Here is an 18,024-nt window from a genome sequence, read left to right as displayed (position 1 = left end):
CGACGCGCTTGCATACAGTGGCAGGTCTGACAGAAATCTCTGCATCGCGATCGAAGGGACCACATGCCCATGGGTCACACGGCCACAGCCCAGGCCGGCTCCGGCGGCCTGACAGCGACCGAGCACCGGCTGGCCAACGGCCTGCGCGTGGTGCTCTCCGAGGATCACCTGACCCCGGTCGCCGCGGTCTGCCTCTGGTACGACGTCGGCTCGCGCCACGAAGTCAAGGGCCGGACCGGTCTGGCTCACCTCTTCGAGCACCTGATGTTCCAGGGGTCCGCGAGCGTACCCGGCAACGGGCACTTCGAGCTCGTCCAGGGCGCCGGCGGTTCGCTGAACGGCACCACCAGCTTCGAGCGCACCAACTACTTCGAGACGATGCCGGCCCACCAGCTGGAGCTCGCCCTCTGGCTGGAGGCGGACCGCATGGGCTCGCTGCTGGCCGCCCTGGACGACGAGTCCATGGAGAACCAGCGCGACGTCGTCAAGAACGAGCGCCGCCAGCGGTACGACAACGTGCCGTACGGCACCGCGTTCGAGCGGCTCACCGCCCTCGCGTACCCCGAGGGACACCCGTACCACCACACCCCGATCGGCTCCATGGCCGACCTGGACGCCGCCTCCCTGGAGGACGCGCGCCACTTCTTCCGCACGTACTACGCGCCCAACAACGCGGTGCTCTCGGTCGTCGGTGACATCGACCCCGAGCAGGCGCTCGCCTGGGTCGAGAAGTACTTCGGCTCCATCCCCTCGCACGACGGCAAGCAGCCGCCGCGCGACGGCTCGCTGCCCGAGGTCATGGGCGGCCAGCTGCGCGAGGAGATCGTCGAGGAGGTCCCGGCCCGCGCGTTGATGGCCGCCTACCGGCTGCCGCACGACGGCACCCGCGAGTGCGACGCCGCCGACGTGGCGCTGACCGTCCTCGGCGGCGGCGAGTCCTCGCGGCTGCACAACCGCCTGGTCCGCCGCGACCAGAGCGCCGTGGCCGCCGGATTCGGCATGCTGCGCCTGGCGGGCGCGCCGTCGCTCGGCTGGCTGGACGTCAAGACCTCCAGCGGGGTCGAGGTGCCCGCCATCGAGGCGGCCGTGGACGAGGAACTCGCGCGGTTCGCCGCCGAGGGCCCCACCGCCGAGGAGATGGAACGCGCCCAGGCCCAGCTGGAACGGGAGTGGCTGGACCGGCTGAGCACGGTCGCCGGCCGCGCCGACGAACTGTGCCGCTTCGCGGTCCTGTTCGGCGACCCGCAGCTCGCCCTGACCGCCGTCGGCCGCGTCCTGGACGTCACCGCCGAGGAGGTGCAGGCCGTGGCCGCCGCCCGACTGCGCCCGGACAACCGCGCGGTGCTCGTGTACGAGCCCCTGCCGGCCGACGAGTCCGACGAGAACGACGAGAACGAAGGGGCGGAGCAGTGAGCGACACCGCAGCCGTCACGATGACCTTCCACCCGCGGCCGGAGGCCGGCGAGGCCCGGCCGTGGGCCTTCCCGGCCCCCGAGCGCGGTGCGCTCGCCAACGGGCTGACCCTGCTGCGCTGCCACCGTCCGGGCCAGCAGGTCGTCGCCGTCGAGATCAACCTCGCCGCGCCGCTCGACGCGGAGCCCGAGGGTCTGGACGGGGTGGCCACCATCATGGCCCGCGCCCTGTCCGAGGGCACCGACAAGCACTCCGCCGAGGAGTTCGCGGCGGAGCTGGAGCGCTGCGGCGCGACCCTCGACGCGCACGCCGACCACCCGGGCCTGCGGGTCTCCCTGGAGGTTCCCGCCTCCCGCCTGGCGAAGGCGCTCGGCCTGCTCGCCGAGGCGCTGCGCGCCCCGGCCTTCGCGGACAGCGAGATCGACCGGCTGGTGCGCAACCGCCTCGACGAGATCCCGCACGAGTCGGCCAACCCGCAGCGCCGCGCCGCCAAGCAGCTCTCCAAGGAGCTGTTCCCGGCCGACCTGCGGATCTCCCGGCCCCGCCAGGGCACCGAGGAGACGGTCGCCCGCATCGACTCCGGTGCCGTGCGCGCCTTCTACGAGGCCCACGTGCGCCCCGCGACCGCCACCGCGGTGGTCGTCGGCGACCTGACCGGGATCGACCTGGACGCCGTACTGGCGGACACCCTGGGCGCCTGGACCGGCAATTCCGCCGATCCGCTCCCGGTGCCGCCGGTGACGGCCGACGACACGGGCCGCGTGGTCATCGTGGACCGCCCCGGAGCGGTCCAGACGCAGCTCCTCATCGGCCGGATCGGCGCGGACCGTCACGACCGCGTCTGGGCGGCCCAGGTGCTCGGCACGTACTGCCTCGGCGGCACCCTCACCTCGCGCCTGGACAAGGTGCTGCGCGAGGAGAAGGGGTACACGTACGGCGTGCGCGCCTTCGGGCAGGTGCTGCGTTCCACCGCGGACGGCAAGGGCGCGTCGATGCTGGCCATCAGCGGCTCGGTGGACACCCCGAACACCGGCCCGGCGCTGGAGGACCTCTGGACGGTGCTGCGCACCCTGGCGGAGGGCGGTCTGACCGACGCCGAACGGGACGTGGCGGTACAGAACTTGGTGGGCGTGGCCCCGCTGAAGTTCGAGACGGCCGCCTCGGTCGCGGGCACCCTCGCCGACCAGGTGGAGCAGGAGCTGCCGGACGACTACCAGGCCCGCCTCTACGCCCAACTCGCCGCGACGGGCACGGTGGAGGCGACCTCGGCCGTGGTCAACGCCTTCCCCGTGGACCGGCTGGTCACGATCCTGGTGGGCGACGCGTCGCAGATCGCGGAGCCCGTGCGGGCGCTGGGGATCGGCGACGTGAGCGTGGTCGGCAACTGACCTGAAATCGAAGGGGCCCTGGCGAATTGCCGCCGGGGCCCCTTTTGTCCATTTAGTGGTGTGGTTGCTTGTATGTGGTGTGGCGTAGGTAACAAAAGCGCGCACCTGTTTGGCGATTGACTGAAGATCCGCCTAGCGTCGGCCGTGCTGTTCGTCAGTTGTGCCCGCCGCACCCGCGGCACCGGACAGCGATCGCCGAGTCCCCGTCAGGCGCGAGCCTGGGGAGCCGGGGACCCACATGTGTCCCTGGGGTGAATCGGACCGCCTCGCAAGAGGGGGCCCGTAGGAGACCTTCCTGCTCCGAACCCGTCAGCTAACCCGGTAGGCGAGAAGGAAGGAAAGGATCAACCTCTTCATGGCGTTTGGCAGCAGTCGTGTCGCCGGTAAGCACCGTGGTTCGAGCCGTTTGAGCCGCAAGACCGCCGGCTACGCCGGTATAGCCGCCCTCGCCACCACCGGCGTCGTGGGCACGCTGGCCGGCCCCGCGTTCGCCGCGAGCGAGCCCGCCGCCTCCACGGTGGAGGACACCGGCCTCAACGCCGTCGTCGTCGCCGAGGACCTCCAGGGCGAGATCGAGACCCAGGCCGAGTCCCAGCAGCGCGCCGCCGACATCACCGCCGCGAAGGCGCAGGCCGAGGCCGACGCCAAGCAGCGCGCCGCCGAGTCCAAGCGTCTCGCCGAGGCCAAGGCGAAGGCCGAGCGCGAGGCCGCCGAGCGTGCGGCCCGCGAGGCCGAGCGCAAGCGCCTCAACACGTTCGTCGCTCCCGTCGAGGGCTCCTACGTCAGCACGCAGTACCACGCGGGCGGCGGCATGTGGTCCTCCGGCAGCCACACGGGCATCGACTTCCACGCGGCCTCCGGCACCTCGGTCCACGCCGTGGGCGCCGGCACGATCGTCGAGGCCGGCTACGGCGGCGCGTACGGCAACAACGTCGTCATCAAGCACAACGACGGCACGTACACCCAGTACGGGCACATGTCCTCGCTGGACGTCTCCGTCGGCCAGCAGGTCACCCCGGGCCAGCAGATCGGCCTGTCGGGCTCCACCGGCAACTCCAGCGGTCCGCACCTGCACTTCGAGGCCCGCACCGGCTCGCAGTACGGCTCGGACATCGACCCGATCGCGTACCTGCGCTCGCACGACGTCAACGTCTGATCGCTCCGCACCTCTTCGCTGAAGGCCCCGGCTCATCGAGCCGGGGCCTTTCGCGTTGGCGGGAAATGTTTCACATTCAGGGCCGTCCTCGGAAATCATCGTGTGTTGCAATAGAGTCGCGGCACGGTCACGAAATCAAGCGGAGGTCCGGTCTTGCGAATTCCTGCGCACGCGGTATGCACAGCAATCCGCGACGACATCATCTCCGGGGTCTTCGGACCCGGCGGCCGCCTCACCGAGGAAGTGCTGGCCCGCCGCTACGGGGTTTCGCGCGTCCCGGTCCGCGAGGCCCTGCGCACCCTGGAGTCCGAGGGCTTCGTCACGACCCGCCGGCACGCCGGGGCCTGCGTGGCCGAGCCGACCGAGCAGGAGGCCTCGGACCTCCTGGAGCTGCGGATGCTGTTGGAGCCCCTCGCCGCCTCGCGGGCGGCCCGCCGACGCACCGAGGCGCACCTGAAGGTGCTGCGCGGACTGGTCAGGCTGGGCCAGGAACGGGCCAGGAGGGGCCAAGGGGAGGATCTGCGGGCCCTGGGGGGCTGGTTCCACGAGACGCTGTCCCAGGCGTCGGCGAGCCCCGGGCTGATCGCCCTGCTGACGCAGACGCGCCACAAGATCGCCTGGATGTTCTCGGTGGAGGCCCCGATGCGCCCCGTGGACTCCTGGGCCGAGCACGGCGCGATCGTGGACGCGGTGGCGCGCGGCGACGCCGAGCGGGCCCGCTCCCTGACGGCCCTGCACACCGAGCGCGCGGCCGCGGCCCACCGGCGGCGCGTGAGGACTTCGCAACCTGCCGTAAACATGGCGAGCGGCCCGCATTAACAAAGCCCGTATACAAAGGACCGACATACGGAGGCTTCCGCACCTCGAAGTTGCCGCCCGATTTCGTCCCGCTCGATTATCGCGGGCTTGTTTCGGCACGGGATTTCCGGCGTGCGGTAAAGCCCGTCCCGATATCGCGCACGCCGTGCCGCATTCATGCCGGCGCATTCCTGAAACGAAGAAAGCCGCGGCCCCCGGTGTACCGGGGCCGCGGCTTCGTCGCGTGGGGGTGACCCGAGGGGTCAGACCGTCTCGGGGAGCTCGTCGAGGCCCTCGGCGACGAGCTTCGCGAGACGGTCCAGCGCCGCGTCGGCGCCCTCGGCGTCGGACGCGAGGACGATCTCCTCGCCGCCCTGGGCGCCGAGGCCCAGAACCGCCAGCATGGAAGCGGCGTTGACGGGGTCGCCGCCGGCCTTCGCGATGGTCACCGGGACGCCGGAAGCGGTCGTCGCCCGGACGAAGATCGAGGCGGGACGAGCGTGCAGGCCCTCGGCCCAGCCGACGTTGACGCGGCGCTCTGCCATGGTGATGCCCTTCAGGTGCTAGCGGTTGTCTAGACCAGTCTCTCACGGCACCCGGAATGCTCGAACCGACCTTCGGCCCGGATCCACCGCCGTTGGACCCTCCCCAGCTTGCACTGATTTGCCCCCGTGTGCCGTACGCGCCGCGCGCGCACCGTTCGGTTGGCCCGCCCCTTAGGGTGTGCCCATGACCACCGAGTCGGACCCCTCGTACCCGGCCCACTGGGAAGCGGACGTCGTGCTGCGCGACGGCGGCACCGCCCGGATCCGGCCCATCACCACCGAGGACGCGGGACGCCTGGTCAGCTTCTACGAACAGGTCTCCGACGAGTCGAAGTACTACCGGTTCTTCGCCCCGTACCCCCGACTGTCCGACCGCGACGTCCACCGCTTCACCCACCACGACTACGTGGACCGCGTCGGCCTCGCGGCGACCATCGGCGGCGAGTTCATCGCGACCGTCCGCTTCGACCGCATCGGCCCCGAAGGCCGGCCCGCCTCCGCACCGGCCGACGAGGCCGAGGTCGCCTTCCTCGTTCAGGACGCGCACCAGGGCCGCGGCGTCGCCTCCGCCCTCCTCGAACACATCGGCGCGGTGGCCCGGGAGCGCGGCATCCGCCGGTTCGCCGCCGAGGTGTTGCCCGCGAACAGCAAGATGATCAAAGTGTTCACGGACGTCGGGTACCAGCAGAAGCGCAGCTTCGAGGACGGCGCCGTCCGCCTCACCCTCGACCTCGAACCCACCGCCGAGTCCCTCGCCGTGCAGCGCGCCCGCGAACAGCGCGCCGAGGCCCGCTCCGTCCAGCGGCTCCTGGACCCCGGCTCCGTGGCGGTCATCGGCGTCAGCCGGTCCGGCGGCGGGGTGGGCGCCGCGGCACTGCGCAACCTGCGGGACACCGGCTTCCACGGACACCTGTACGCGGTCAACGAGGCGGCCTCCGCCGACCTGCTGGACGGCGTCCGCGCCTACCGCACCGTCGCCGACATCGGCGCCCCGGTCGACCTCGCGGTCGTCGCCGTCCCGGCGGACCGGGTCCCGGACGCGGTCCGCGCGTGCGGAGAGCACGGCGTGCAGGGCCTGGTGGTGCTGTCCGCCGGGTACGGGGAGAGCGGCCCGGCCGGGCTGCAACGGCAGCGCGAGCTGGTCCGCCAGGTCCGCTCGTACGGGATGCGACTGATCGGCCCGAACGCGTTCGGGGTCATCAACACCGCTCCGGACGTGGAGCTGAACGCCTCACTGGCCCCCACCCCGGCGTCCGCGCGCGGCCGGATCGGCCTGTTCACCCAGTCCGGCGCGATCGGCATCGCCCTGCTCTCGGGACTGCTGCGGCGCGGCGAGGGACTGTCCTCGTTCGTCTCGGCCGGCAACAGGGCCGACGTCTCCGGCAACGACATCCTCCAGTACTGGTACGACGACGACTCCACCGACGTGGCCCTGATGTACCTGGAGACCCTGGGCAACCCCCGCAAGTTCACCCGCCTCGCCCGGCGCACGGCCGCCGTCAAGCCCGTGGTCGTGGCCCGGGGCGGCCGGCACACCCCGGCAGGACACGTGGTCCCCGGAACCCGGCTGCCCGAATCCACCGTCTCGGAACTGCTCAGGCAGGCGGGCGTCATCCGGGTCGACACGGTCACGGAACTGGTCGACGTCGGGTTGCTGCTGGCCGGGCAGCCGCTGCCCGCCGGCCCGAGGGTGGCGATCCTCGGGAACTCCGAATCGTTGGGCGTGCTCACCTACGACGCGTGCCTGACGCAGGGGCTGCGACCCCTGCCGCCGCTGGACCTGACCACCGCCGCCACGCCGCGGGACTTCCGCACCGCCCTGGCCGACGCCCTGGCCTCGCCGGACTGCGACGCGGTCGTCGTGACGGCGATCCCGTGGGTGGGGGAGAACGCCCCGGCCGACGACCTGGCGGGCGCACTGCGCGACGCCGTCGCCGAGCACCCCGGCAAGCCGGTCGCGGTGGTGCACGTCGAGCTGGGCGCGCTGGCCGAGGCCCTCTCGACGGCCGCCGGAACCGTCGCGCCCCGCCCCGCGACCGCGATCACGCCGACCGCCCCGGCGGCCCCGACCGCCCCGGTCGTCGGCGCCCCGGTCGCGCAGACCCCGCCGCCGGGCACCCCGCGCCCGGCCGACACCCCGCCGGCCGCCGACACCGCCACCCGACCCGGCACCGCCGGCGAGGGACGGATCCCGGCCTACCCCGCCGCCGAGCGGGCCGTCCGCGCCGTCGCCGAAGCCGTGCGGTACGCCCAGTGGCGGCGGTCCCTCGCCGACGCCGGCCAGGTGCCCGAGTACGAGGACATCGACGAGGCCGGAGCCGCCACACAGCTCGCCGCCCTCCTCGCCGGCGCCGCGGACTCCCCGATCACCCTCGACGAGGCCGACGCACGCGCGCTCCTCTCCCGCTACGGGATCCGGGTGCTCCCCACCCTGCCCGCGCCCGACGCCGACGCCGCCGTACGGGCCGCCCGCGCGCTCGGCTACCCGGTGGCCCTGAAGACCACCGCCCCGCACCTGCGCCACCGCGCCGACCTGGGAGGCGTACGCCTGGGCCTGACCACCGAGACGGAGCTGCGGCGCGCCTACGACGAACTCGCCGATGCCCTCGGCAAGCCGGCCGAGCTGCTCCCGGTCGTCCAGGCGATGGTGCCCCGCGGCGTCGACACCGTCGTGCGCTCCGTCATCGACCCCGCCGCCGGCGCCGTCCTGTCCTTCGGCCTCGCCGGCGTCCCCTCCGAGCTGCTCGGCGACACCGCCCACCGGCTGGTCCCGGCCACCGACCGGGACGCGGCGGCCCTGATCCGGTCCATCCGCGCCGCACCCCTCCTCTTCGGCTGGCGCGGCAGCGACCCCGTGGACACCCCCGCCCTGGAGGAGCTGCTCCTGCGCCTGTCCCGACTGGTCCACGACCACCCCGAGGTGATCGGGGTGTCCCTGGAACCCGTCGTCGTCGCCACGGAGGGACTCTCCGTGCTGAGCGCCACCGTCCGCGTGGCCCGCCCGCCCGTCCGCACCGACCTCGGACCGCGCACCCTCCCCAGCTACTAGGTCCTGTCGTCGAAGTGGCGCCGCGGGCCAGGCGAGACTTCGACGACAGGACCTGGGACCGGTCCGGCGCGGTCCGGCTGCCCCGGACGGGCCTTAGGATGGACCTCATGGCGAAATCCGGTACGACGACCCAGGGGCTGCGCGCGGCGATCGAGCGCAGCGGCTACTACCCGACCCTCGTGGCCGAGGCCGTGGAGGCCGCGGTGGGCGGCGAGCCGATCTCGTCGTACCTGGTCCACCAGGAGACGACCTTCGACTCCAACGAGGTGCGCCGGCACGTCACGGTCCTGGTCCTCACCGGCAACCGCTTCATCGTGAGCCACACCGACGAGCAGGCCGCCGACGCCGGGTCGCCGTCCCCGTACGCGACGACGTCCACCGAGTCGGTCAAGCTCGGCAGCATCTCCTCGGTGGTGCTCAGCCGCGTCGTCGCCAACCCCGAGTCGTACACCGCCGGCACCCTGCCGCGCGAGGTCGTGCTGACCATCGGCTGGGGCGCCGTCTCGCGCATCGACCTGGAGCCCGCCGCCTGCGGCGACCCGAACTGCGACTCCGACCACGGCTACACCGGCAACTCCACCGCCGACGACCTCAGCCTGCGGGTCAGCGAGGCCGGAGACGGCCCGGAGACGGTCCGTCAGACCCTGGTCTTCGCCCAGGCACTGTCCGAGGCCACCGCGGCCTCGCCCGCCGCCGGCCGCTGATGTTCTCCTCCGCACCCGCGAACTGGGACGAGCCCGAGCTGCTGGACCTCGCCGGCGCCCCCGTCCCGCACTACGGCACCGGCTCCCTCGCCGACCTGCTGCCGACCCTCGCGGCCGGACAGGGCGTCCCCGGCCTCGCCGCCGGAATCGCCGAACTGACCCCGGCCGACCGGAACTGCGTCTTCCTGGTCGACGGCATGGGCTGGGAGCAGATCAAGGCCCACCCGCAGGAGGCCCCGTTCCTGGCCTCCCTGCTCGCCGGCTCGCGCGGCGGCACCGGTCTCCCGATCACCTCGGGCTTCCCGGCGACCACCGCCACCTCGCTGGCGTCCGTCGGCACGGGCCTGCCGCCCGCCCGGCACGGTCTGCCCGGCTACGCGGTGCGCAACCCGGCCTCCGGCGAGCTGATGAACCAGCTCCGCTGGCAGCCGTGGACCCAGCCGAAGACCTGGCAGCCGTACCCCACCGTCTTCCAGCTCGCGGACGCCGCCGGCGTGCACACCGCGCAGGTGTCCGCACCGGGCTTCCAGACCACCCCGCTCACCAAGATCGCACTGAGCGGCGGCACCTTCCACGGCCGGATGACCGGCGAGGAGCGGATGGACCTGGCGGCCATCCAACTGGCCGCCGGCGAGCGCTCGCTCGTGTACACGTACTACAGCGAACTCGACGGAGCCGGTCACCGGCACGGAGTCGACTCCGACGTCTGGCGCGGTCAACTCATGCACGTCGACCGGCTGGTGCAGCGACTGGCGGAGCAACTGCCGCCCCGCACCGCCCTGTACGTGACCGCCGACCACGGCATGGTCGACGTCCCCTTCGACGAGGACGCGCGGATCGACTTCGACGAGGACTGGGAACTGGGCGCGGGCGTGGCCCTGCTGGGCGGCGAGGGGCGGGCCCGACACGTCTACGCGGTGCCGGGAGCCGAGGCCGACGTGCTCACCGTGTGGCGCGAGGTGCTCGGGGACCGCTTCTGGATCGCGAGCCGCGAAGAAGCCCTGCAACTCGGCTGGTTCGGCGCCCCGGGGGAGTGCGACGACCGTGTGCTCGGCCGGATCGGCGACGTCGTCGCCGCCGCCCACGCCGACGTCGCGATCACCGCGTCCCGCAACGAGCCCAACGAGTCGGCGCTCGTCGGCATGCACGGCTCCATGACCGCGGCCGAGCAACTGGTCCCGCTCCTCGAAATCCGCACCTGACCCACGCACCCCACCGCCGCCCACCCTGCTGCCCCGACCCGAAAGGTCCCGTACTTCCCATGCCCGAGCTGGTGTTCTTCTCCGGAACGATGGACTGCGGAAAGAGCACCCTGGCGCTCCAGATCGGGCACAACCGCTCTGCCCGGGGGCTGCAAGGCGTGATCTTCACGCGGGACGACCGGGCGGGCGAGGGCAAGCTGTCCTCGCGGCTGGGCCTGGTGACGGAGGCGGTCGAGGCCGGCGAGGGCATGGACCTGTACGCGTACCTGGTCGCCCAGCTGTCCCAGGGCGGCCGGGCGGACTACGTGATCGTGGACGAGGCCCAGTTCCTGGCCCCCGAGCAGATCGACCAGCTCGCGCGCATCGTGGACGACCTCGACATGGACGTCTTCGCCTTCGGCATCACCACCGACTTCCGCACCAAGCTCTTCCCTGGCTCGCAGCGCCTCATCGAGCTGGCGGACCGGATCGAGCAGCTCCAGGTCGAGGCCCTGTGCTGGTGCGGCGCCCGCGCCACCCACAACGCCCGCACGGTGGGGGGCGTCATGGTGGTGGAAGGCGAGCAGGTCGTGGTCGGCGACGTGAACCGGCCGGCCGAGGAGATCGGCTACGAAGTCCTGTGCCGCCGCCACCACCGCCGCCACATGACCTCCGCCGCGGCCCACGCCGGCGCCCTTTCCCCGGACGTCCTCCCCGTCAACCACGCCTGACCGGCGCGTGACGCGCGTCGCGAAGGCCGCCGCGGGCGCGACGAGGGGTCAGTTCCGGGAGTGGACCAGGGTGAAGATCGCCCCCTCCGGGTCCGCGACCGTGGCCAGTCGGCCATTGAACCCCTCGCGGGGCGGTTGGACGACGCGGCCACCGAGGTCGATCACCCGGGCCGCGGCCGCGTCGGTGTCCTCGACCTCGAAGTACGTCATCCAGTGCGGACCCCGGTCGTGCGGCAGCGAGCGGCCCACCCCGTGCACGGCGGCGACCGGGCGGCCGTCCAGGCGCAGGGTCAGATAGTCGAAGTCGTCCGTCGCGTCCGGGTGTTGGCGGGCCTCGTGACCGAAGACGTGCTCGTAGAACTTGCCGACCGCCGTGGTGTCCTGCGTGACCAACTCGTTCCACACCGGGGTACCGGGGGCGCCGTGCAGCGCGGTGCCCAGATGGCTGCCCGCCTGCCAGATGCCGAAGATGGCGCCGAGCGGGTCCGAGCAGATCGCCACCCGGCCCGCGATGCCGGCGTCCAGCGGGCCCACCGCGACCGTGCCCCCGCAGGCGCGGATCACCTCGGCCGTGGCATCGGCGTCGTCGGTGGCGAGGTACGTGGTCCAGGCGACCGGCAGGTCCCGGTCCGGGGGCATCTCGCCGACGCCGGCCACCTCTTGGCCGTCGAGCGAGGCTCTGACATAGGGGCCCAACTGCTCCGGGCCCGGTTGGTACTCCCATCCGAAGAGGTCGGCGTAGAACTCCTCGGTGGGGCCGAGGCCGTGCACCATCAGGCTCACCCAGCACGGTGTACCGGGCTGACGCCTGGTTGCCTTCGCTGCCTCGGTCATGTCAGCCGTCTCCTCAGTCGTGGGCCTGTCCTCGAAGTGATGCTTCCACTCCGAGGGGTTCGGCGCGCCTCGACCGGGCCGCGTTTCCCGGGAGCGGAGTAGAGATGACCGAATCAGTGCGGCCCGTCGCGGCGCGTTGATGTCCGGCTTGTTACACGGCGTGCCGGGATGGGGAGGAAGATGTGCCCCATGACTGCGATCCTCTCGGCTTCCGAACTGATGAGCGAACTGACCGGAAACGCGCCACCGGTGCTCCTGGACGTCCGCTGGCAACTGGGTGGCCCCGACCAGCGGCCCGCGTACGAGGCCGGGCACCTGCCGGGCGCCGTGTACGTGGACCTGGACCACGAACTGGCAGGTCCCGTGAGCGCGACGGGACTTGGTGGGCGCCATCCCCTGCCGGACCCGGAGGCGTTCGGCGCGGTGATGCGCCGGGCCGGGGTCCGCGCCGGCGCCCCGGTGGTCGTGTACGACGGCGGACAGGGCTGGGCCGCCGCCCGGGCGTGGTGGCTGCTGCGCTGGACGGGGCACACGGATGTTCGGGTCCTGGACGGGGGCCTCGCGGCGTGGACGGCGGCCGGTGGTGCGGTGACGGCCGACACATCCACCCCCGCTGAGGGTGATTTCAAGCCAAACCCGGGTGCGCTGGAGGTCCTCGACGCGGACGGGGCGGCCGCGCTGGCCCGTTCGGGTGTCCTCCTGGACGCCAGGGCGGGGGAGCGGTACCGCGGCGAGGTCGAGCCGATCGACCGGGTCGGCGGCCACGTGCCGGGCGCGGTGTCCGCACCGACCTCGGAGAACGTGGAAGCGGACGGGCGGTTCCTGCCGGCGGCGACACTGCGCGCACGGTTCGAGGCACTCGGGGCCTCGGGGCAGCCCCCGGTCGGCGTCTACTGCGGGTCGGGGGTCTCCGGCGCACACGAGGTGCTGGCCCTGGACGTCGCGGGCATCCCGTCCGCGCTGTACGCGGGCAGCTGGTCGGACTGGTCCTCGGACCCGGCCCGCCCGGTCGCCACGGGCCCGACGCCGTAACGGGGACGGAAACACGGAGGTCGGGAGCGCCGCGTTCACCGCGCTCCCGACCGTCAGGTGCGGGCGTTCCCGCCCCTGACGCCACTCCTGTCCCGCTACTCCTGCTTCTTGCGCCGGGTGCCGAAGACGATCTCGTCCCAGCTCGGCACCGCGGCGCGCCGGCCCGGGCGGACGCCGTCCGCCTCGGCCTGCCGGTCGGTGGTGCCGGTCAGCCGGTCGCGGTGCCCCGCCACGGTGCGCGGCATCAGGACGTCCGCGTACGCGCTGCCGGCTCCCGCGGAGGCGGCCGGAGCCTCCTCCACCTCCGGCTCCTCGGCCGGCAGGTCGACGCGTTCCGGTACCACCATGTCGCCGCGGAAGCTCGGCACGGCTTCCAGCAGGCTGGTCAGGGTGTCCCGCTCCTCCTCCGGTTCCGGGGGCGGGGCGGGGCGTTCGATCTGACGGTCCAGGGCGCGATCGAGCGGCCGGTCGCGGGGCAGGCGCGCGATCCTCGGCACGAACGGGAAGCTCGGCTCGGGCGTCGCGGGCAGGTCGTCCGATTCGCCGATCAGGGAGCGGGCCTCGTCGTCCACGGCCACGACCAGTCGGCGGGGCGGGTCGTACGTCCAGCTCGCCGAGTGCGGTTCGCTCGCGACCCGGTAGACCAGCAAGACTTCCCAGGTGCCGTCGTCGCGGCGCCAGGAGTCCCATTGCACGGACTCCTTGTCGGCCCCGCGCAGTGTCAGCCGTTCCTGCACGGCCTCGCCGAGCTGGGGACCGGTGTTCTCGCCGGGGCGGCGCACGGGAGTCTTGCGGGCGCGTTCCGCCATGAACGCGCGCTCCGCGAGCACGGGACCCTCGAACCGGCGTACCCGGTCGACGGGGATGCCCGCGAGTTGAGCGACCTCCTCCGCGGAGGCGCCGGCTCGTATGCGGGCCTGGATGTCGCGAGGGCGGAGGTGGCTCTCCACCTCGATCTCGATCTGGTTCAGGCGCGCACGATCGTTGCGCACGGCAGCCCGGAGACGCTCATCGATCGGAAGCGTGTACTCCGTGCTGTCCGCAGCCTTGAGCACCAGTCGTGTGCCGTCATTGGAGACGGCCACGACACGCAGTTCGGGCATGGGGACCTCCCGGGTGGTGCCTGCCGACGTCACGTGCGTCGCTGCTTCCGCTAGTCGAGTGTGGCCTGCCCGGGTGCAGCCTGCCACAACCTTGCCGAGTTAAACCGGCGTGTCGGGCATGCGCCCTTGATCGCCGTTATGGCACGGTTACCTGTTGGGTACGCACAGTGACCAAGCGATTACTGTGCGCAGCAGGAACCCGTGCAACACCGCGGCATCGCCGGTCTCGAGTGCCGTTTCTCCATCGTCCGGCCCCCTCTCCCGAGTCCGGACATCCGAAAGGAAGGACGGCCCCAGGGCTCGCCACAGTACTCCATTCGGGCCACCCAGGTGGACCGCCGCGCCGCCGAACTTGTCTCGGGCGGCGGGAGTTGAGCTGCCCTGAATGCGGTCGGTATCCGGCCGGACCTGCGCCCCGGTCGGTTTCGGGGTGTCTTGCTTCACAGAATCCCCCGAAACGGAACTTTCTGTTTCTCTCAGGTGTCAGTAACTGCTGGAAGAGGAGAAGCGCGAGAGGCAGGGCACGCAGGGGATGGCGATGGGTCAGAAGACGACGCGGGACACGGTGGGCGCGGAACCGGAGAAGAAGAAGCTCGATCTGAGCGTGGCGCAGATCGCGGGTACCTCCACCGCCACCGTCGCGGCGGCTCTGCTCGCCTCGCAGATGGGGGTCTACGGCACGATCCTCGGAGCCGGCGTGGTGAGCGTGGTCGCCACCGCGGGCGGACCCCTCGTCCAGCACCTGTTCCGACGTACCGGCGACCAGCTGCGCGAGACCGCCCGCCCCAAGGCCCGTCAGGTGCCCGTGGTGCACAAGGACCAGGCGGCGGACGGCTCGCTGCTGCCGGGCGCGGCCCTGCCCTCCGAGGAGTTCGGCGACGCGACCGTGCACGGCACCCGCGTGCGGGGCTGGAAGCGCACGGCCGTCGCCTCCGGGGTCGCCTTCGTCATCGCGCTCGGCGGACTCGGCACCTACGAGGCGATCGCCGGCACCTCGGTCAGCAACGGAGGCGCCACCATCCTGTCCGGGGGCACCCGCAAGGCCGCCGACCACAAGCCGAGCACGCCGCGGGAGGACCCCGGTCGGGGCACCGACGGCGACGGCGGCGGCAAGGGCGAGCGGGACGGCAAGGGCGGCGAGAGCCCGGGAACCGGGACGAGCTCCCCGGACCCCTCGGCCTCCCCGGGCGGCGAGAGCCCGGGACCCGACCCGACGCCCTCCCGTTCCGGGGAGTCGACCCCGGCCCCGACACCGCCGAAGCCCGACCCGGGCACGACGCCCGCTCCCACCCCGACCCCGACTCCGGGGAAGTCGACCGGTGGTTCGGGGGCCGGTTCCGGTTCGGGCTCCGGTTCCGGCGGGACGGGCACCGGTACCGGACCCGCGCCGAACCCCTCCTGAACCGGGGTCAGCTCCCGAGCACGCGCCGCAGGTAGTCGTTGCCGAACACCCGGTCCGGGTCCAACCGGTCCCGGAGCCCGGTGAACTCGGTGAAGCGCGGATACACCCCGGCGAGGTACTCCGCGTCCCGCGTGTGCACCTTGCCCCAGTGCGGCCGTCCGCCGTGCGCGGTGAAGATGCGCTCCGCCGCCGTGAAGTAGGCCTCGTACGGGGTGCCCTTGTACATGTGGACCGCGATGTAGGCCGTCTCCCGGCCCGACGCCGTGGACAGGGTGACGTCGTCGGCCGGCGCCGTCCGGACCTCCACCGGGAAGCTGACGCGCAGGTCGGATCCGTCGACCGTCGCCTTCAGCTCGCGCAGCGCCCCGACGACGCGCTCCCGCGGGAGCGCGTACTCCATCTCCACGAACCGGACCCGGCGCGGGCTGGTGAACACCTTGTACGGGATGTCCGTGTAGGTGCGCGCCGACAGCGCGCGGCTGGCGATGCGGGCGATGCCCGGGACGGCCGCCGGGACGGCGCGCCCCAGCGAGTTGACGGCCTGGAAGACGCCGTTGGACAACAGTTCGTCCTCCACCCAGGCGGCCACCGCCCCGGGCGGGGCGGCCGGTCCCTGGCTGCGGTTGTTCCGCTTGGTGTTGCAGTTCCCCGTGTGCGGGAACCAGTAGAACTCGAAGTGCTCGTTCTCCGCGAAGTGCTCGTCGAACTCGGCCGTCACCCGGTCGAAGGGCATCGGCTCCTCGCGGGCGGTCAGGAAGAAGAGCGGCTCCACGGCGAGGGTGATCGAGGTGAGGATGCCGAGCGCGCCGATGCCGAGGCGGGCCGCGGCGAAGACCTCCGGGTTCTCCTTCTCGGAGCACGTCAGCAGTCGGCCGTCGGCCGTGACCAGCTCCAACCCGCGGATCTGCGCGGAGAGGGAGGCCGAGTCGCGGCCGGTGCCGTGGGTGCCGGTGCTGGTGGCGCCGGAGACCGTCTGCTCCATGATGTCGCCCATGTTCGTGAGCGACAGGCCCTCCTTGGCCAGGGCCTGGTTGAGGTCCTTGAGGACCGTCCCCGCCGCCACCGTGACGGTGCCGGCCGTCCGGTCCACCGCCCGGATGCCGGTCAGGGCCTGCGGCCGGATCAGCACGCCGTCGGTGGCGGCGGCCGCCGTGAAGGAGTGGCCGGTGCCGACCGCCTTCACCTTCAATCCGTCCTCGGCGGCCCGACGGACCGCCTCCTGAAGCTCCCCGACCGAGGTCGGGGTCACCACGCGGGCGGGCGCGGCACTGACGTTGCCCGCCCAGTTACGCCATGTGGCCGGCGTCCTCGCCGCCCCGGTGTACCCGCTCTGCCCTGCTGTCGCCGTCCCCATCGGTGCCTGGCTCCTCCCCTTGCGCCGGCCTCGTCAGCCGGCGGAATCCCGCGAACGCCACCGCGGCCGCGGTCACCCCCGCCGAGAGCGAGACGACGTACCCGGTCCGCGCGCCGGCCGCGTCGACGACCCAGCCGGCCACGGAGGACCCGAGCGCGATGCCGACCGCGAGGCCGGTGCTGATCCAGGTCATGCCCTCGGTCAGCTTCGCGTGAGGTACGTGCGCCTCGATCAGGGCCATCGTGGTGATCATCGTGGGAGCGATGGCGAGGCCCGAGACGAAGAGCGCCACGGCCAGAAACGGAAGGTTCCCGGCCAGTAGGAGGGGGATCATACTCACGGCCATCGCACTGATGCCCAGCATCCAGCGAGGTTCGGCCCTGCCCTTGAAGTGCAGCAGGCCGAAGACAATGCCCGCGAGACAGGATCCGAAGGCCCAGATCGCCAGGAACACCCCGCCGAGGGCCTTGTTGCCCTGCTCCTCGGCGAAGGCCAGCGTCGAGACGTCCACGGACCCGAAGATCGCGCCGGTGGCCGCGAAGGTGGCGACCAGGACCTGGAGGCCGGGGGAGCGCAGCGCTGAGGACCGGTCCGTGTGCGGGTGGCGGGGGTGGGGCTTCGGCTCGGTGGCGGTGAGCGCGGTCAGCCACCACACACCCGTCAGCAGGCAGACGAGCGCGACCACCGGGCCCGCCTCCGGGAACCAGCTCGCGGACAGGGTCGCGGCGAGCGGCGGACCGACGATGAAGCACAGCTCGTCGAGGATCGACTCGAACGAGTAGGCGGTGTGCAGTTGCGGGGTGTCCCGGAAGAGGGTCGTCCATCGCGCGCGCACCATCGAGCCGACGCTGGGCACGCAGCCCGCGACGACGGCGAAGACGAAGAGGGTCCATCGGGGCCAGTCGTTCGCCGCCGAGAGCAGCAGGCCCGTCACGGCCGCCGCCGCGACGAGCGTCGCGGGGCGCAGCACCCGCCGTTGCCCGTACTGGTCCACCAGCCGGGACACCTGGGGGCCGACGGCGGCGGCCGAGAGCGCGATGGTCGCGGTGATCGCGCCCGCGAGGGCGTAGCTGCCGCCGAGCTCGGTGATCATCGTCAGCACGCCGATGCCGACCATGGACAGCGGCATCCGACCGATGAGGCCGGCGGCCGTGAACCCTTTGGTGCCGGGGGCCGCGAAGATCGCGCGGTAGGGATTGGGCACGTTGCGCTCCGTAAGGGACGTCTGTGGCCCCCACAGATTACGGTCGCCGACAAGGCACCCGCATGGGGAAAAACCAGACAGAAGTGAGGGTGACCTCATCTTCGAACCCGGCCCCGGGCGCGCCGGGTCC

The 18,024-nt window shown here is 72.5% G+C and carries 15 protein-coding genes and 1 riboswitch; of the genes, 10 read left to right on the top strand and 5 right to left on the bottom strand.

Translation table 11 applies throughout. The features are described 5' to 3' along the window. Nucleotides 1-69 precede the first annotated feature (69 nt). The 4 genes from OG906_RS09865 to OG906_RS09850 all read left to right on the top strand — a co-directional run bounded on the left by OG906_RS09865 (nucleotide 70) and on the right by OG906_RS09850 (nucleotide 4,776). The gene (locus OG906_RS09865) at nucleotides 70-1,413 is read left to right on the top strand and encodes a M16 family metallopeptidase (protein WP_329441842.1); all 1,344 of its coding nucleotides are present in this window, start codon (nucleotides 70-72) and stop codon (nucleotides 1,411-1,413) included. Between the two features lie 20 nt (nucleotides 1,414-1,433). Next, complete coding sequence (locus OG906_RS09860; RefSeq protein WP_329447980.1) at nucleotides 1,434-2,801, top strand: M16 family metallopeptidase; 1,368 nt, start codon at nucleotides 1,434-1,436, stop codon at nucleotides 2,799-2,801. 183 nt (nucleotides 2,802-2,984) lie between these two features. Continuing rightward, nucleotides 2,985-3,143: riboswitch (cyclic di-AMP (ydaO/yuaA leader) on the top strand. A gap of 13 nt (nucleotides 3,144-3,156) precedes the next feature. Beyond that, nucleotides 3,157-3,957, top strand: a complete 801-nt coding sequence (locus OG906_RS09855; protein WP_267800658.1) for a M23 family metallopeptidase — start codon at nucleotides 3,157-3,159, stop codon at nucleotides 3,955-3,957. Between the two features lie 153 nt (nucleotides 3,958-4,110). Further along, nucleotides 4,111-4,776 carry a GntR family transcriptional regulator gene (locus OG906_RS09850; RefSeq protein WP_267827738.1) on the top strand — a complete coding sequence of 222 codons (666 nt, stop codon included), beginning with the start codon at nucleotides 4,111-4,113 and terminating at the stop codon, nucleotides 4,774-4,776. 242 nt (nucleotides 4,777-5,018) lie between these two features. Here the strand turns inward: OG906_RS09850 and OG906_RS09845 are convergent, their stop codons facing one another. Next, on the bottom strand, nucleotides 5,019-5,300 hold the full coding sequence (locus OG906_RS09845) for an HPr family phosphocarrier protein (protein WP_267800656.1): 282 nt from the start codon (nucleotides 5,298-5,300) through the stop codon (nucleotides 5,019-5,021). 184 nt (nucleotides 5,301-5,484) lie between these two features. Between OG906_RS09845 and OG906_RS09840 the strand changes: the two genes are divergently transcribed. The 4 genes from OG906_RS09840 (at nucleotide 5,485) to OG906_RS09825 (ending at nucleotide 10,965) form a co-directional block, all read left to right on the top strand. After that, the gene (locus tag OG906_RS09840; RefSeq protein WP_329441837.1) at nucleotides 5,485-8,349 is read left to right on the top strand and encodes a bifunctional acetate--CoA ligase family protein/GNAT family N-acetyltransferase; all 2,865 of its coding nucleotides are present in this window, start codon (nucleotides 5,485-5,487) and stop codon (nucleotides 8,347-8,349) included. A gap of 107 nt (nucleotides 8,350-8,456) precedes the next feature. Further along, nucleotides 8,457-9,053 carry a DUF5998 family protein gene (locus OG906_RS09835; RefSeq protein ID WP_053676318.1) on the top strand — a complete coding sequence of 199 codons (597 nt, stop codon included), beginning with the start codon at nucleotides 8,457-8,459 and terminating at the stop codon, nucleotides 9,051-9,053. After that, complete coding sequence (locus OG906_RS09830; RefSeq protein ID WP_267800651.1) at nucleotides 9,053-10,255, top strand: alkaline phosphatase family protein; 1,203 nt, start codon at nucleotides 9,053-9,055, stop codon at nucleotides 10,253-10,255. The genes OG906_RS09835 and OG906_RS09830 overlap by 1 nt, the downstream gene beginning before the upstream one ends. Nucleotides 10,256-10,314: 59 nt before the next feature. Beyond that, entirely contained in the window at nucleotides 10,315-10,965 is a 651-nt protein-coding gene (locus OG906_RS09825; protein ID WP_329441833.1) for a thymidine kinase, read from the top strand. 48 nt (nucleotides 10,966-11,013) lie between these two features. Here OG906_RS09825 and OG906_RS09820 read toward each other — a convergent pair whose 3' ends face one another. Then, nucleotides 11,014-11,799 (bottom strand): VOC family protein, encoded by a 786-nt coding sequence (locus OG906_RS09820; protein WP_329441831.1) that lies wholly within the window; start codon nucleotides 11,797-11,799, stop codon nucleotides 11,014-11,016. Between the two features lie 189 nt (nucleotides 11,800-11,988). Here OG906_RS09820 and OG906_RS09815 point away from each other — a divergent pair, with 189 nt between their 5' ends. After that, nucleotides 11,989-12,831 (top strand): sulfurtransferase, encoded by an 843-nt coding sequence (locus OG906_RS09815; RefSeq protein ID WP_329441829.1) that lies wholly within the window; start codon nucleotides 11,989-11,991, stop codon nucleotides 12,829-12,831. 95 nt (nucleotides 12,832-12,926) lie between these two features. Here OG906_RS09815 and sepH read toward each other — a convergent pair whose 3' ends face one another. Next, nucleotides 12,927-13,934: a septation protein SepH gene (gene sepH / locus OG906_RS09810; protein ID WP_329441828.1), complete on the bottom strand. Its 1,008-nt coding sequence runs from the start codon at nucleotides 13,932-13,934 to the stop codon at nucleotides 12,927-12,929. Between the two features lie 538 nt (nucleotides 13,935-14,472). Between sepH and OG906_RS09805 the strand changes: the two genes are divergently transcribed. Then, entirely contained in the window at nucleotides 14,473-15,336 is an 864-nt protein-coding gene (locus OG906_RS09805) for a hypothetical protein (RefSeq protein ID WP_329441826.1), read from the top strand. A 7-nt stretch (nucleotides 15,337-15,343) separates the two neighbouring features. Here OG906_RS09805 and OG906_RS09800 read toward each other — a convergent pair whose 3' ends face one another. Together OG906_RS09800 and OG906_RS09795 are read right to left on the bottom strand one after the other, a co-directional pair. Then, a complete protein-coding gene (locus OG906_RS09800) occupies nucleotides 15,344-16,690 on the bottom strand; it encodes a D-arabinono-1,4-lactone oxidase (RefSeq protein ID WP_329441824.1) in 1,347 nt (448 codons plus the stop codon). Further along, a complete protein-coding gene (locus OG906_RS09795) occupies nucleotides 16,623-17,894 on the bottom strand; it encodes an MFS transporter (RefSeq protein WP_329441822.1) in 1,272 nt (423 codons plus the stop codon). Before OG906_RS09795 ends, OG906_RS09800 begins: the two co-directional genes overlap by 68 nt. Nucleotides 17,895-18,024 lie beyond the last annotated feature (130 nt).

Origin of the sequence: Streptomyces sp. NBC_01426 (assembly GCF_036231985.1) — a bacterium.
GTDB lineage: Bacteria > Actinomycetota > Actinomycetes > Streptomycetales > Streptomycetaceae > Streptomyces.
Note: the sequence above shows the minus strand (reverse complement) of the source record. Positions and strands in the feature narration are given on the sequence as shown.

What these genes read in the sequence shown, in the direction of transcription:
- OG906_RS09830 (WP_267800651.1), top strand. Translation starts at nt 9,053, where the DNA reads ATGTTCTCCTCCGCACCCGCGAACTGGGACGAGCCCGAGCTGCTGGAC.
- OG906_RS09865 (WP_329441842.1), top strand. Translation starts at nt 70, where the DNA reads ATGGGTCACACGGCCACAGCCCAGGCCGGCTCCGGCGGCCTGACAGCG.
- OG906_RS09855 (WP_267800658.1), top strand. Translation starts at nt 3,157, where the DNA reads ATGGCGTTTGGCAGCAGTCGTGTCGCCGGTAAGCACCGTGGTTCGAGC.
- OG906_RS09820 (WP_329441831.1), bottom strand. Translation starts at nt 11,799, where the DNA reads ATGACCGAGGCAGCGAAGGCAACCAGGCGTCAGCCCGGTACACCGTGC.
- OG906_RS09860 (WP_329447980.1), top strand. Translation starts at nt 1,434, where the DNA reads ATGACCTTCCACCCGCGGCCGGAGGCCGGCGAGGCCCGGCCGTGGGCC.
- OG906_RS09835 (WP_053676318.1), top strand. Translation starts at nt 8,457, where the DNA reads ATGGCGAAATCCGGTACGACGACCCAGGGGCTGCGCGCGGCGATCGAG.
- OG906_RS09840 (WP_329441837.1), top strand. Translation starts at nt 5,485, where the DNA reads ATGACCACCGAGTCGGACCCCTCGTACCCGGCCCACTGGGAAGCGGAC.
- OG906_RS09815 (WP_329441829.1), top strand. Translation starts at nt 11,989, where the DNA reads ATGACTGCGATCCTCTCGGCTTCCGAACTGATGAGCGAACTGACCGGA.
- OG906_RS09825 (WP_329441833.1), top strand. Translation starts at nt 10,315, where the DNA reads ATGCCCGAGCTGGTGTTCTTCTCCGGAACGATGGACTGCGGAAAGAGC.
- sepH (WP_329441828.1), bottom strand. Translation starts at nt 13,934, where the DNA reads ATGCCCGAACTGCGTGTCGTGGCCGTCTCCAATGACGGCACACGACTG.
- OG906_RS09800 (WP_329441824.1), bottom strand. Translation starts at nt 16,690, where the DNA reads ATGGGGACGGCGACAGCAGGGCAGAGCGGGTACACCGGGGCGGCGAGG.
- OG906_RS09845 (WP_267800656.1), bottom strand. Translation starts at nt 5,300, where the DNA reads ATGGCAGAGCGCCGCGTCAACGTCGGCTGGGCCGAGGGCCTGCACGCT.
- OG906_RS09805 (WP_329441826.1), top strand. Translation starts at nt 14,473, where the DNA reads ATGGGTCAGAAGACGACGCGGGACACGGTGGGCGCGGAACCGGAGAAG.